Origin of the sequence: Streptococcus cuniculipharyngis, assembly GCF_007859195.1 — a bacterium.
In the GTDB taxonomy this organism is placed as follows: domain Bacteria; phylum Bacillota; class Bacilli; order Lactobacillales; family Streptococcaceae; genus Streptococcus; species Streptococcus cuniculipharyngis.
In genome coordinates this window covers 20,857-36,173 of record NZ_VOHL01000006.1, presented here as the reverse complement: position 1 = coordinate 36,173, position 15,317 = coordinate 20,857, and the positions used below count along the sequence as shown (strand labels likewise).

Annotated in this window: 11 protein-coding genes, 1 tRNA gene and 1 other RNA gene; 1 reads left to right on the top strand and 12 read right to left on the bottom strand. The window is 43.0% G+C overall.

Annotated elements, in window-relative coordinates; translation table 11 throughout:
* Window positions 1–9: 9 nt before the first annotated feature.
* From polA to FRX57_RS06405, 10 genes are all read right to left on the bottom strand, one after another.
* Window positions 10–2,646: a DNA polymerase I gene (gene polA, locus FRX57_RS06455; protein WP_146567826.1), complete on the bottom strand. Its 2,637-nt coding sequence runs from the start codon at window positions 2,644–2,646 to the stop codon at window positions 10–12.
* Window positions 2,647–2,714: 68 nt separating this feature from the next.
* Window positions 2,715–3,044 carry a zinc ribbon domain-containing protein YjdM gene (locus FRX57_RS06450; protein ID WP_146567824.1) on the bottom strand — a complete coding sequence of 110 codons (330 nt, stop codon included), beginning with the start codon at window positions 3,042–3,044 and terminating at the stop codon, window positions 2,715–2,717.
* 12 nt (window positions 3,045–3,056) lie between these two features.
* Entirely contained in the window at window positions 3,057–4,874 is a 1,818-nt protein-coding gene (gene glmS / locus FRX57_RS06445; protein WP_146567822.1) for a glutamine--fructose-6-phosphate transaminase (isomerizing), read from the bottom strand.
* A 153-nt stretch (window positions 4,875–5,027) separates the two neighbouring features.
* Complete coding sequence (lepB, locus tag FRX57_RS06440; RefSeq protein WP_146567910.1) at window positions 5,028–5,582, bottom strand: signal peptidase I; 555 nt, start codon at window positions 5,580–5,582, stop codon at window positions 5,028–5,030.
* Between the two features lie 712 nt (window positions 5,583–6,294).
* Window positions 6,295–7,797, bottom strand: a complete 1,503-nt coding sequence (pyk, locus tag FRX57_RS06430; protein ID WP_146567820.1) for a pyruvate kinase — start codon at window positions 7,795–7,797, stop codon at window positions 6,295–6,297.
* A 46-nt stretch (window positions 7,798–7,843) separates the two neighbouring features.
* Window positions 7,844–8,857: a 6-phosphofructokinase gene (gene pfkA, locus FRX57_RS06425; protein WP_146567818.1), complete on the bottom strand. Its 1,014-nt coding sequence runs from the start codon at window positions 8,855–8,857 to the stop codon at window positions 7,844–7,846.
* Between the two features lie 69 nt (window positions 8,858–8,926).
* The gene (locus FRX57_RS06420; RefSeq protein WP_146567816.1) at window positions 8,927–12,031 is read right to left on the bottom strand and encodes a DNA polymerase III subunit alpha; all 3,105 of its coding nucleotides are present in this window, start codon (window positions 12,029–12,031) and stop codon (window positions 8,927–8,929) included.
* A 94-nt stretch (window positions 12,032–12,125) separates the two neighbouring features.
* The gene (locus FRX57_RS06415; RefSeq protein WP_146567814.1) at window positions 12,126–12,875 is read right to left on the bottom strand and encodes an ABC transporter permease; all 750 of its coding nucleotides are present in this window, start codon (window positions 12,873–12,875) and stop codon (window positions 12,126–12,128) included.
* A gap of 9 nt (window positions 12,876–12,884) precedes the next feature.
* Window positions 12,885–13,583, bottom strand: coding sequence for an ABC transporter ATP-binding protein (locus FRX57_RS06410; protein ID WP_146567812.1), 699 nt, complete (start codon window positions 13,581–13,583; stop codon window positions 12,885–12,887).
* Window positions 13,580–13,951, bottom strand: coding sequence for a GntR family transcriptional regulator (locus FRX57_RS06405; protein ID WP_146567810.1), 372 nt, complete (start codon window positions 13,949–13,951; stop codon window positions 13,580–13,582). Before FRX57_RS06405 ends, FRX57_RS06410 begins: the two co-directional genes overlap by 4 nt.
* A gap of 113 nt (window positions 13,952–14,064) precedes the next feature.
* Between FRX57_RS06405 and FRX57_RS06400 the strand changes: the two genes are divergently transcribed.
* A tRNA-Arg gene (locus FRX57_RS06400) sits at window positions 14,065–14,136 on the top strand.
* Between the two features lie 109 nt (window positions 14,137–14,245).
* On the opposite strand, the gene FRX57_RS06395 is transcribed toward FRX57_RS06400, so the two are convergent.
* Both FRX57_RS06395 and ssrA read right to left on the bottom strand, forming a co-directional pair.
* A complete protein-coding gene (locus FRX57_RS06395; RefSeq protein WP_146567808.1) occupies window positions 14,246–14,878 on the bottom strand; it encodes a DUF3862 domain-containing protein in 633 nt (210 codons plus the stop codon).
* A gap of 27 nt (window positions 14,879–14,905) precedes the next feature.
* Window positions 14,906–15,252: a transfer-messenger RNA gene (ssrA, locus tag FRX57_RS06390) on the bottom strand.
* Window positions 15,253–15,317: the final 65 nt, after the last annotated feature.

Here is a 15,317-nt window from a genome sequence, read left to right as displayed (position 1 = left end):
CTGTCCTCCTTACTTGGCCTCATACCAAGTTTTACCGCTATTCTGATCGACCAAGAGGGGAACAAGAAGGTCGACCGCCTGCTCCATGGTCTTTTTAACCAAGTCTGTTACCAAGTCTAGCTCTTCTTCCACAACTTCTAAGACAATTTCATCGTGTACTTGAAGAAGAAGTTTTGATTTTAAAGCTCGTTCTTCCAACTCCCTATCCAAATCAATCATGGCTAATTTCAGAATATCAGCCGCACTTCCTTGAATTGGTGAATTGATGGCCGTACGTTCTGCAAAACTACGTCGGTTAAAATTCCGCGAATTAATATCCGGAAGTTCACGACGACGGTTAAAAATAGTTTCAACATAACCCTTATCCCTCGCCTCGCGAACCACTCTATCCATATAGGATTTAATCCCTGGATAACGGTCAAAATAGGTTTCAATATACTCTTTAGCGGCCTTGCGGCTAATCCCTAAATTATTGGACAAGCCAAAATCAGAGATGCCATAGACAACACCGAAATTAACCGCCTTGGCATTCCGGCGATCATTGGCCGTGACCTCTGATGGATTGTCAATATTAAATACCCGCATGGCTGTGGCTGTATGAATATCCGCTCCCTCTTCAAAAGCCTGAATCAAGTGAGCATCTCCGGAAATATGAGCTAAGACCCGCAATTCAATTTGAGAATAGTCTGAACTAAGAAGGACAGCCCTATCTTGCTCAGGTCTAAAAGCTTGGCGAATTAAACGCCCCTGTTCCAAACGAATCGGAATATTTTGTAAGTTGGGATCAATGCTTGACAACCGACCAGTCTGAGTTAGATCTTGCACATAGCGGGTATGAATTTTACCATCAGCTAAGATATAGTCCTGCAAGCCGACAAGGTAGGTCGATTGCAATTTGGTTATTTGGCGATAATCCAAAATTTTACTAACCAACTCTGATTCGGGAGCCAAGCGTTCCAAAACCTCGGCCGCAGTTGAATAACCTGTCTTCGTCTTTTTAGTTACTGACACCGGCAGACCTAATGTTTCAAAGAGTAAGACTCCCAGCTGCTTAGGCGAATTAATATTAAATTCTTCCCCAGCCAGGACGTAAATTTCTTCCGTCAAGCGGTCAATGACTTGTTGATTTTCCTCAGCCATTTCCTGTAGACTGGCCTTATTAACGCTAATACCCGCAATTTCCATCTTGGCAAGAACCTTTGCCAAAGGTAGTTCCATTTCAAATAAAAGTTTTTCTTGCTCATGATCCCTTAAAGCTTGCAACATCGGTTCCTGTGTCTCTGCCAAAACCTTAATCTTCCTAGCCAGGTGCTCAAATAACAAGGCTTGGTCTGGCAAAGCACGTTTACTCCCCTTACCATAGACCTCATCATCTGTTGGCAAATACGTTTGACCATAGAGCTGAGCAATGGTTGATAATTGATTGTCTTCAACCGTTGACAGAAGATACTTGGCCAACCGGCTATCAAAGGCCACCTGAGGTAAGTCAATACCTAGTCCTGCCAGAAGAACCTTAGTGCGCTTAAAGTCATAGGTTTTGATCGGTTGGGCAAGGACCTGCCGAAAGAGATCTGTCTGCAAAAGACTGATGTCATCACTAACATAAATCGTCTCCTCATTTCCCCAAGCAAAAGCCACCAACGGTGACAGATGATAATTATCATCTAAAATCTCAAAATAGAAGAATTGGTCATCACCAAACATCTTATCTGTCAATTGTTTAACACTCTGGTAAGAAACAGGTACTTGCTCATCCTTAGGCAAGTCCAAGGCCTGTCGAAATTGTTTAAAGTCCATTTCCTCATAAAAAGCTGCCAAATTTTCCAGTTGTGGCCCTTGGTACACAATATCATCTAGCCCAATCGTCAGAGGAGAAGCCGTGTTAATTGTTGCCAAGGTCTGAGATAAGAAGGCCAACTCCTTATCAGCAAGTAAATTTTCCTTCATTTTAGAGGGCTTAAAGTGATCAATTTGTTGATAAATTCCCTCTAGACTGCCATATTCATGCAATAGTTTAAGACCTGTTTTTTCACCAATCTTAGTCACGCCAGGGATATTATCTGACTTATCCCCCATGAGGGCCTTGAGATCAACAAACTGTTTGGGCGTCAACCCCATTTTCTCCTTGAGGTAGGCAGGGGTAAAGGCCTCAAATTCTGCCACCCCCTTTTTAGAAATTTCCACCACCGTATTGGCATCGGTCAGCTGAATTAAGTCTTTGTCACCACTGACAACGGTAATCTCAAAAGGACGCTCATCTGCCTCAGCCATCTTGGCCAAGGTCCCAATAATATCATCTGCCTCATACTGGTCAAGCTCATAATGGGCAATGCCCAAATGTTTGAGCATGTCTCGAATATAAGGAAATTGCTCACGAAATTCCTCTGGTGTCTTGGCCCGGCCAGCCTTGTAATCGGCAAACATTTCCGTCCGAAAGGTGGTTTTTCCGGCATCAAAGGCCACTAACACATGACTTGGCTTGACCCGTGCCATCATGTGGTCCAGCATGAGATGGAAACCATAGATGGCATTGGTATGAAGACCAGACTTATTTTTGAAGCGGTCCAGTTGATGATAAAGGGCAAAAAACGCCCGAAAGGCTACTGATGAGCCATCAATGAGGAGTAATTTATTCTTCTTTAACATGGTTTTATTATAACATAATTTATCGGACAGGAAAAAGAGAAAGAGGTGCTAATACACCCCTTCTAGTCTTACAATTTCTTAACAAATTCCGATTTAAGTTTCATGGCACCAAAGCCATCAATCTTGCAGTCAATATTATGGTCACCGTCAACCAAACGAATATTTTTGACACGGGTTCCTTGCTTAATATCCTTGGGAGCCCCCTTAACTTTCAAATCCTTGACAACAGTGACGGTATCGCCATCAGCTAGCCGGGTACCATTACTATCAAGGACAAGCAGCTCATCACTCTCTTCAGTGACCTCTGCTGGGTTCCATTCATAGGCACATTCAGGGCAGATATAAAATCCGCGGTCTTCGTAAACGTATTCTGATTGACATTGTGGACAATTTGGCATGGGAAATCCTCTCTATTCTACGGTAACTGATTTAGCTAGATTGCGTGGTTTATCAACATCTAGACCACGTTGGAGGGAAGCATAGTAGGCAATTAACTGGGTTGGAATGACCATGGAAATGCTTGATAGATAAGGATGAACTGCCCGTGTGATGATATCATCGCCGGCCTTATCAGCTCCCTCCTCAACAATGGTCAGAACATGAGCACCACGAGCCACCACTTCGGCAACATTTCCCCGAGCGTGCGAAGCCAAGACCGAATTATTGGAAATGAGGGCAATTACTGGTGTCCCATCTTCAATCAGGGAAATCGTCCCGTGTTTTAGCTCACCTGCAGCAAAGCCCTCACACTGGATATAAGAAATTTCCTTCAACTTCAAACTCGCTTCCATGGCCACATAATAGTTGCTTCCACGTCCGATATAAAAGGCATTACGAGCAGTTAAGAGTAACTTCTCCACCTTATCAGCAATCATGTCCTTATCCGACAAGGTTGCTTCAATGGATTGGGCAACCAAAGATAATTCACGGACTAGGTCAAAATCCTTGGCCTTAGAATTACCATTGGCATCACCAACCGCCTTAGCCAAGAAGGCCATGGTTGCAATTTGTGCAGTATAAGCCTTGGTTGAAGCCACTGAAATCTCAGGACCCGCATGTAGAAGCATGGTATGGCTAGCTTCACGCGACAGGGTTGAACCAGGAACATTGGTAATGGTCAAGCTAGGCAAGCCCATCTCATTAACCTTGACCAAGACCTGACGACTATCAGCCGTTTCCCCTGACTGAGTCAGGAAGATGAAGAGCGGTTTCTGACTTAATAGTGGCATGCCATAACCCCATTCAGAAGCAATCCCTAATTCTACAGGTGTATCTGTCAATTCTTCTAAGAACTGCTTAGAGGCAAATCCAGCATGGTAAGATGTTCCCGCAGCAATAATATAAAGACGGTCAGCCTCTTGAACAGCCTTGACAATAGCTGGATCAACTGTCATGGCTCCCCTGTCATCTGCATAGGTTGAAATCAGCTTACGCATGACACTTGGTTGCTCATCAATTTCCTTGAGCATGTAATAAGGATAGGTCCCCTTGCCAATATCTGACAGGTCAAGTTCTGCGGTGTAGCTCTCACGCTCCAAAACATTTCCCGCATAGTCTTGGACCGACACACTATCCTTGGTCACCACGACCAATTCTTGGTCATGAATTTCCATGTATTGATTGGTTTCGCGAATCATGGCCATGGCATCTGAACAGACCATGTTATAGCCTTGCCCCAAACCAATCAAAAGAGGGGACTTATTCTTAGCCACATAAATGGTTTCTGGCTCTTCTTGATCAATCAAGGCAAAGGCGTAAGAGCCCTTAATCAAACCAAGTGCCTGACGAAAGGCAGCTAAGGTATCCAGACCATCTTCCTCAACAAACTTACCAATCAAGTGAACCACTACTTCGGTATCTGTCTGCCCTTTGAAATGATGTCCTGCTAGATGCTCTTCCTTCAGCTCAGCATAATTTTCAATCACACCATTATGAACCAAGGTCAAACGGCCAGTTTCTGACTGATGGGGATGAGCATTTTCTTCCAAGGGTTTACCATGGGTTGCCCAACGGGTATGGCCAATGCCACGATTACCCGCCAAACTTTCTCCTACCTTATCACGTAAATCAGCAATGCGACCAACTGACTTGACCAGCGCTGGCTCCTCGCCTGCCTTAGTCACAAAAATCCCCGCCGAATCATAACCACGGTACTCTAATTTTTCTAATCCTTGCAATAAGATGTCTGTGGCATTTTCATTGCCCACAACACCAACAATTCCGCACATTATCGATACTCCTTTTTAAATTGGTCTAGTCATTTTTTACCCACTAGACAGCACTATTATTGTATGCTTTTATCTTGACTTTGTCAATCCTAAAAATTGGTCTAGTCATCTCATCTTAAAAAAACTAGCCCTTACTCGAACCAGTTTTCTCACTTATTCTGACTTGATAAATCCAAAATTATCCAAGGGCAGTAATCTAAACTCAATAACTCCCTTAATTTGAGTTTTTTTAATCAAGCCAAATTGTCGGCTATCAGCCATATTTTGCCTATTATCATTCAGGATCAAATAATTTTCCTGAGGAATACTTGTCACCTGTGGTCCTGCCAAGCTAGCCAAGGTAAAATCCTCTGTAAACATGGAAGCTGTTTCTGATGCCAGATACTTAGAGCGAAGCGCAGTTAAATAGTTTTCACTTTCAGGGTGATTATTCCGATAGAAAATATCGTCCATATAGGTCACCGAATCCCCCTGCTGGGCAACTACCCGACCAATATAGGTGCGCCCATCCACTTCATACTGGACAAACTCCCGCAACTTAGGGGACCTATTTTTAGTCACAAGAACAATATCGCCTGCTCTTAAGTAGCTATTGCTTTCTGCTTCACTAATCTTATCTAGTGAAAAAACAAATACACGTAAGCAAAGCAAGCCAACTAAAATTAGACCAACCAAGAAAATATTTCTAAAAAAATCACGCTTGAGCATGGCTACCCCCATTAATTTTCTACCTCTTATTATACCATGTTTTAACTACTAAGAAAAGGGGAAGACCATATCCCAACTCAAGCAATCTCCCAATATTTTTCTTGTCAGTTATTTCCCAGTATGATACGATGATGCAATCATTTTTCTAAGGAGGCTTTATGCACCAAGATAAATTTTACCATGAATTACAACAGTTCTTTCCCACCGAAACAACTGTCATCGCAGAACTTGGTCAATCTGCAAGCTATCCTTAATCTTCCCAAGAAAACAAAGTATGACAGTAGCGCCACCCATGCGAATTTGCCGGCTTCAACCACATTCTCAAAATAGGAGTAGGCCCAATCAAAGAAAAGTTAGACCTCTCCTTCACACAATTAAATCAAGGTGAGCGTCGTGACTTGGACCTTCTCATTTCTTATCCCCACTTTATCTGTCAAAACATTAAGGCCACTAGCAATCCAAAGGAACTCACAAGCTGGTAGGGGAAAAATTAATCGACTAATACTGTACCAATAAATACTCGCCTTCTCAATTTCGTAAAAGTCTCCCCAAATCCTATACCTATGTCATTGAAGGATTAATCTCTCTCGGTAAACACCCGAACGACAAATCCAAGAGCAAACCAATGACTTACCTGACTACCTCAACCATCTCAAATTAGAACATGCAACGCTCTCATAAGAACAAAAAAAGCAGGGAAACCTGCTTTTTCTTATTTCACTGTACGGATACGCATCGTGTTTGTACCACCTGAACCAACTGGTACACCGGCAACAATCACAATGTTATCACCAGTTTCAACCAAACCTGATTCAAGTGCCATTTTCTCAGCCAAGTCGAACATGTCATCCGTTGAAGCTGGTTTAGCTGTCACGACTGGAATAACTCCCCAGTTAATCATCAATGATTTTTGCGTATTTTCATCAAAGGTTACAGCCAAGATATCTGCATCTGGACGGTATTTAGAAATCGCACGAGCTGTATTTCCAGACTCAGTGATGGTCACCACCAACTTGATATTCATTGATTTCGTCGCATCCTTAACGGCAGAAGCGATAACTTCTGTTTGGTTGCTACGATCATAGCTTGATGAATCAAGACGTCCATATTCACTAAGAAGTGCTTGACCGTTCTTAGCAACAGTTGCCATGGTGCGAACAGATTCTACTGGGTATTTACCGTTAGCAGATTCACCTGAAAGCATGGTTGCATCAGTACCGTCAATAACAGCATTAAAGACATCAGAAACTTCTGAACGAGTCGCACGTGGTTTTTCAGTCATTGTTTCAAGCATGTTGGTTGCTGTAATGACTGCTTTACCAGCAGCATTAACTTTCTTGATAATCATTTTTTGGTAAACTGGCACCATTTCAAATGGTACTTCAATCCCCATGTCACCACGTGCAATCATGATACCGTCTGCCGCTTCGATGATTTCATCAAGGTTGTCAATCCCTTGTTGGTTTTCAATCTTAGCAAACAACTTAACATGGCCATTACCTGTTTCTTCACAGATGGCGCGCACTTCTTCAACGTCCTTAGCGGTACGAACAAATGAGATGGCGATGAAGTTCAAGCCTTGCTCAAGACCAAAGCGGATATCTGCATTGTCACGTTCAGCCAAGGCTGGAAATGGGATTGACGTATTTGGAATGTTAACCCCTTTTTGCTTAGCAATAACACTATCATTTTCAACTTCAACTTCAAATTCACGGGTAGCATCATCTTTGGCAACTACGCGAAGACCTAACTTACCATCGTCAACAAGGATTTGTTGACCAACAGCCACATCGTCAAAAATGTCCAAACCACCAGCAACGTTAAGGGCAATCACTTCACGAGTTGATTTAATACCTTGCTTGGTTGCAACACGGATTTTTTCACCAGTTTTGTAGTCATACTCTTTAGCATCACCTTCAAACAATTCCGTACGGATTTCAGGACCTTTAGTATCCAATAAGAAACCAACTTTTTGGTTAGCAATTTCTTCAGCACGACGAACAACAGCCATACGTTGACCTTGCTCCTCATGGTCACCATGTGAGAAGTTGAAACGGAAAACGTTAGCACCTTCTTGAATCAACTGAGCAATGCGTTGTGCTGATGCTTCAACATCAAGACTCTCACCCCAGTAGCCATCTTCACCAAATTTTTTACCACCACGGAATTCTACCGCTGGTCCAAGTGTTGCAACAATTTTTACACGTTTATTCATTTTTAACTTTTTTACTCCTTTTATGATTTCGTTGATAACAATACGATTAGCGTGCCAAACTACGGTTCAGTTTAGCAAAATCAAGACGTGCCTTATGTGGATTATTAACCACAATTTTGCCTTCTTCCGTCAAACTAAATAAGGCACCTTCTTCAGCCGTCCCTAGGATTGGACTTTCAATGAGTTCTTCATTTTTCACACCAACAGCCAAACCGCCACGGCCTGCCTTCAGTAATTCTACAGCATGTGCCCCCATCCATGACGCCAGAACACGGTCACGTGGTGATGGGCTACCGCCACGTTGGATATGGCCCAAATTAGTCACACGCAAATCGCTAGTATCACCTGCCTCACGCATTTTAGCAGCAAACTCTTCACCGCTCATAACGCCTTCAGCAACAACGATAATAAAGTGATCTTTTTTCTTAACCTCGTAGCCTTCTTTAACATTAGCCACAACAGCTTCCATATCAAAAGGCTCTTCTGGAATAATAATCAAATCAGCCCCTGTAGCGATTCCCGCCCAAAGAGCGATATCTCCTGCATTACGTCCCATAACCTCAACAACAAATGTACGGCCATGACTAAATGACGTATCACGAATTTTATCAATGGCTTCTGTCGCCGTTCTCACAGCTGTATCAAAACCAATCGTGTAGTCCGTTCCGACAATATCATTATCAATAGTTCCTGGAATTCCAATAGCTGGGAAACCATGTTCTGTCAAGCGCATAGCCCCATGATACGAGCCATCTCCACCGATAACAACAACACCCTCAATCCCATGTTTTTTAAGTTGTTCAATGCCAGCCAACTGGCCTTCTAATTGGGCAAATTCTGGATAACGAGCTGATTTAAGGAAAGTACCACCATGCGATAGAATGTTCGAGACACTTTTAGCGTCCATCGGGAAGATATCTCCTTCAACCATGCCAGCATAGCCACGATTGATGCCAAAAACTTCCATTCCTTCTGATGTCGCCTTACGAACGACTGCACGAACAGCATTGTTCATCCCGGGAGCGTCACCACCACTGGTCAAAACAGCAATACGTTTCATTTATTTTGTACTCCTTTTCTTACTTAACTATATCATTATAGCATACTCCTAAACAAAATTCTCTCATTTTTAGTGAAAAATCGTTTTCATGACATAAGTTTTTAGTTTTCCTTCTAATTCTTCCGATTTTGCCACCAAGTGACGACGGCTTCTTACGGTTTCTTTAGTTTCTTCATAATGGAGAATCACCGGAATATCACCAGGATATTGGCTTAATAACTGTGAAATCTCCTGGTCATGCTCATGATTTTTTAATTGGATCCAAAATTTTTCCTGACTAGGAACCTGAACAGTCTGTAAAACCAGTTGTAACTTGCCTTGACGCTCCTGCGTCTTACCAAGAAAATAAAGAATGTTCCCCTGGGCTAGCTGGTCTTTTAGTTGAGCATAAGGGCCTGGAAAGACAGTCACATCAAAACATCTCTGTAAATCGGTTACGGTTAAAAAAGCCATTAACTCTCCCTGACTCTTGGTTCGAATTTCCCGAATCGCCTCAATCTGGCCTAACAGTCTTGCTGACTGGTCTGCTACTAGCTGATCCAAGGGAGTAAAATTCCCCTCATGTTCCTGTAAAATAGCCACTAACGGGTGGGGACTTAAGCCGACACCTAGTAGCTCACGCTCCATGTCATATTTCTCATGATTGCTATAATCACTGGTTTCCAACCAATTATAAGATGTTTCTCCAAATAGACTGCCCAATTCGGTAACAAAGATAAATAGAGGTTCTAGGTTCAACAGTAACTTTTTCCGATTGGCTTCCAAGTCATCAAACAACCCAACCTTAATCAAAGGTTCCAAAACTTCTGCTTTGCGATACTGATTCGGTAATCTGGTCAAAAAATCTTCCATACTGACAAAGGGAGACTGCTCAACCAGCCACTTAGCCAGATCTTGAGCCAAGCCCTTAACCATCTTCAAGCCCAGATAAAGGTATTGTTGATCCAATCGATGATGATAGCTAACCTGATTAATCGAAAATTTAGCCAGGTGGAAACCGGCCTGCAAGGCATCCTCAATGTAATCACTACTGGAGTAATTAAGCATAATGTCATAAAAAACATCAGGATAGTGGCATTTAAAATAGGCCAGCTGAAAGGCTAAGGCAGAATAGGCGTAGGCATGGCTACGGTTAAAGCCATAACCGGCAAACTTAGCCATCCGCTCAAAGATATCCTGAGCCATATCTGCCGGATGTCCTAAAGACTGAGCTCCGGCCATAAACTCACTAGCCATGGCCTGCATCTCTTTTTGGTCTTTTTTGGACATGGCTCGTCGCAAGAGGTCTGCCTTCCCTAGACTAAACCCTGCATAAACTTGGGCAATCTGCATGACCTGCTCCTGATAAAGCATGATGCCATAACTAGGCGCCAAAATCTGGTCAACGAGAGGATCCAGTTGTTCAATGGCTTCCTGACCATACTTTCTCCGTATAAAATTTTCCGTGTAATCACTAGCCCCAGGACGATTCAAACTGGTTGTGGCAACCACCTCTTCAAAAGCTGAAGGCTTAATCCGTTTTAACAAGTGGATGGCCCCAGCCCTTTCAAATTGGAAGATTCCCTTGGTTTTCCCCGCTGCAAATAAGGCCAAGGTGGGAGCATCTTCCAAATCAATGGCCTTAATGTCAATGGTCACCCCATAACGACTAGCAACTGTTTCCTGCATCTTTTGGACAAAGGTCAGATTTCTTAAGCCCAAAAAATCCATTTTCAAGAGGCCATTACTCTCAACACTTTCCGCATCAAACTGAGTAATCATCATCTCTTCTCCTGATTTCAGGGGAATATGATCTGTCAGGTCATCATCACTCATCACAATACCCGCCGCATGAATAGAGGTTTGGCGTGGCTTCCCCTCTATGATTTGGGCCACCTTAAAGGCCTTTTGGTACTCTTGTTTACTAGCAATAAGTTGACGAAAGGACATGTTTTGTTGATAAGCAGAAGCCAGACTGTCTTTAAACCCAATTTTTCTGCTAAGCTGACTCAATTCATACTCACTAGCCCCAAATCGCTTGAAGACATCACGCAAGGCCTGTTTGGCACCAAAGGTAGAAAAGGTCACAATTTGTGCCGAATGGCGTCGCCCATAACGATCACGGACATAGCGTAAAAACTCTCCCCGATAAATATCAGGCAAATCAATATCAATATCAGGCATGCTATACCGTTCAACATTTAAAAAACGTTCAAAAAGGAGGTTGTTTTTCACAGGGTCAATACCTGTAATATCCAAGGCATAGGCTACCAAACTGCCTGCAGCCGATCCCCGACCCATGCCCATATAATAGCCCTTACTCCGTCCAAAGCGCAATAAATCCCAAACAATTAGAAAATAATCATCAAAGCCCATCTGATGAATAATAGCGAGTTCCTCCTGCAAACGACTCTGGTAAGGCGCTGTCCAACTGCCCTTAGCCACCAGACCTGCTTGAGCTCGTTCAGCCAATTCAACGACCGCTTCTTTGTTACGATTAAAACGGGGTAACTTCAAACCATTATCCAGCTGGTAATCAACCCCTGCCACTAGTTGCTGCAGCCGGGCAATACTACCAGGAAAACGTTCTTCAAACAGATCGGCAACTTGCTGGGCTGGATAAAAGCACTGTTGTCGTGGCGCCAGCTCTGCCTGAGCCAAAGAGACATTATCTCGAATAGCATGTAAAACCTGAAGTACCTCAGTATCCTCATCCTGATAATAACGGACAGTCTGCAAGGGAATAATGGGACGAGAATAATCAACTTGTGGACTATCCAAAAACACCCCTAGATAATAATCCAAAGGCAAGTCCACCTCTAACACACCCTCAGTGTAGGGCACAATAAAGGCTACCCCTGCCCCATAGTCTTCCAAGTCAGCCAAACTCACCCCTTGCGTCATCTGACAGGTGGCTAATTTAATCAAATGGTGGTAGCCTTCTGTATTTTGGGCAATCGCATAGAGGCGTAAGTCCTGCCCAGACCAATTTAGACTTAATTCAATCCCCAAAATTGGCCTTAGCCCCTCCTTCTTTGCAGCCTGAATAAAATGATAGGCCGCATAGAGATTTCCCCGATCCATAATTCCCAGTTGCTGGTAACCCAACTGCTTGGCCATCGCCACATAGTCTTTAACATCAATCAGACTATCCATAAAACTATAGACCGTTTTAGTATCTAACTGAACAAACATAAGGTTTCCTCCTCAACCTTTCTCGTCTTTATTATACTATGAAAAACGCTAGCATGCACCAAAAAACGACCCACTAAGGGTCGCACAATACCAGCTATTGTAAATTTAACCGATGTTTTATCAGGTAATGGGTTATCCAATAATAAAGAACAATAAAGACTAGCTCAAACAAGGCTAGGAAAAAAAGATAGGCTTCTGCCCCAGCTAGCAAATGCTGGACCAAGGAGGTTAATAAACCCGCCAAAAAGGCTAGGGTAAAATAAGCCACAAAAGCCATCAAAATCCGACGATTATTGAACAGCTGTCCTAGAGAAATGGCCAAATAAATCATTAAAATTCCTCTTACAATAGCTAGTAACAGGTAAAGTAGCCATTGTAAGACGGCAACCATGACACTAATTGACGGTAAATCAAGACTCATCCAAATCGCATCCGAAAGCTCGGTCAGGCCATCGCTAATCACTGCGGCACTCACTAAAATAATAAGGCCATTTAACAGACACCAGATTAGGGCTGTCACCACCTTAGACAAGAGTAACTGATGCGTTGTCACCGGCAAGGTCATGGTCAGATAACCCTCGCGGCCATAAATGGCTTGGGTAAATCGCCTAATAATGATAAAAAGGGTTGATAAAAAGATAGCAACAATTAAAACAACAATAGCAATGACGGAAACCAGATAGGTGGTCAAAACCCATTGACTGATATTGACCGCTTGGTTCAGTTCCTCCATATCAGGAATACTCAAGCGTAGAATGATGGAGAAAAGAAAGGCTAGGCCGTAAAGACCCAAATACCACTTGCCAACTGACTTCAATTCATATTTTACTAATTTTCCAAACATGGCCCCCTCCTAAACCCTAAATCTATCACGGAAAATCCCATCAATGGACTTCCCATATTCTTGGCGCAAGTCATCTGTTTCACCTTGCAAGATGAGCTTACCCTGATCTAGCAACACAACCTGATCCAAAACTGGTTCCACATCAGCAATCAAATGCGTCGAAATCAAGACAGAAGAATCCTCAGAATAATTACTAATGATGGTCCGTAAGATATAATCTCGCGTTGCAGGATCAACACCTGCAATTGGCTCATCCAAGACGTAGAGCTTGGCCTTACGACTCATCACCAAGATTAACTGGACCTTTTCCTTATCCCCCTTGGATAAATTTTTTAAATATTGGGTGTCATCAATGGCCAAATCTGACAACAGGCTTTCTGCCCGCTGCCGATCAAAATCAGCATAAAAATCTGCAAACAGGGAAATAATCTCTCTAACCTTTAAATAATCCCTAAGATAGCTTGTGTCCGGCAGGTAGGACACTAACTTCTTGGTAGCTACCGAAGGGTGATGGCCTGCAATCAAAACCTCCCCCTGATCAGGTTGTAAAAGACCATTCACTAATTTGATTAAGGTGGTCTTGCCACTACCATTCGGTCCCAAGAGACCAACAATCTTGCCTTCTGCTAGGTCTAAATTAAAATCGTCCAAAACCCTTGACCCACCATAGGCCTTTGTCACATGATTAAAACGTAGCAAAGTTGTCATCGCTCTTCTCCCTTCATGTAGTTGCTTAACTCTGCAACAATTTCTTCCTCCATAAAGCCAACATGTTTCATATTATCAATAAAGGTTTTAATCTCATTACCTGCTACTTCATGTCGAATAGCCGCTAGTAGGGCCACATCCTCCGTCACATACCGGCCGGCTGTCCGACGGGTAAAGACCAAGCCCTCATGTTCAAGCTCTGTATAAGCCCGCTGCATGGTATTGGGGTTAACCCCTGCCTCCTCAGCTAGTTCTCTAACAGTTGGCAGTTGCTGCCCACTGCCCAATTCCCCGCTTAATATTTTCATCTTAACCCGCTGCGCTAACTGAGCATAAATGGGAGATCGTTCATCAAATGTCCAAGCCATCACTTTCCTCTCCTTTCTCTTTGACCTTCATGCGTCATCATCTTATAATTTTTTTTAATTTTTTGCAAGAGAAATCTTCCCAATTGATGATTTTATGTTATAATAGAATCTAGCCATCCTTAGTGTAATGGATATCACGCAAGATTCCGGTTCTTGAAATGGGAGTTCGATTCTCTCAGGATGGATGATAAGACATTTCTGGACCTTTCTTGGTCCAGTTTTTTTATCCTCTCCTATTGGCTGGCTGATTATGAAAATAAAGTTGAGAAACTTCTCAACTTTATGTTGTTCTGATTAGCCCAAACCATTCTGGCTTTTTTTGGTCAAAACTCCCTGTTCAAAAATCAACTGAATATTGGCATTAGAGACATTGGCTCCTTTTTTCAAACCACTTGACCAAATCGCCTGGGTCTCAGCCTTACCTGTTGACACCACCTGGGCCATGACATCTGGCTTACCAAATTTTTCAACCACTTGTTCAAAGGTCATGCCTTCTGTCAAGGCCTTATAATCATCAAGTGTGATTCGCTCCTCACGAGTGAATTGGAAATTAGAAATAGACCGGGAAATCGCACTGTCCTTATACTGTTGAACAGCTAAAACCACATCATCAAAAGTCCAAGTATAGGCGTCAATGGTAACATTTTCCCCTGCCTGCTTGGTTTCGTGGCCACTTGGCTCACCAAAGAGAGCCTTGAGTTCTTCTAGGTTAGACCCACCTTGAAACTCATTGGCTTCTGTGCCTAGCCTGATTTGTTCAAACTTCATCCGAACATCTTCATGGTTGGGGACACTTGGCTTGGTAATCCAAGACTGATTAACCTCCAAGGAAGGCTTAGTCGTTGCTTTTTTGGCTTGACTGGAACAAGCCGAAAGCAAGAGGGCCAAGAACACCAAACTGACCAGGCTCATCTTTTTTGTCGTCATATCTATCCTCTATCTTTATCTTAAACTTAATGGAGCCGGTGGGAGTCGAACCCACGTCCAAACACCTGCCAACAGATTCGTCTACAACCATAGGCCATGTCTTGGTTTAACAAGCTAGTGACACATGGCTCAAGCCCCTATCTTGCGAGTCTATCACTCTCTTTTTAGCCAGCTAGACAATGGCTAAACGTAGCTTGCTCAAATAAGACCTCTACTGAAACACAAGCAATTCCAGAGACGTCACGCCCGCTGGTTTTTAGGCAGCTAAAGCGTAAGAAGTGTTATTTTTTGCAGTTATATTTAACTGAACGGTTACGCCGTCACCCGAGTTGCAGAATCTACCTCATAATGCCTGTCGAATCCGTAACGACCCCAAAACATTACCTAACTAGTATATCAAAAACATTAAAAGATGGCAAAAAAATACTATTTTTGATAT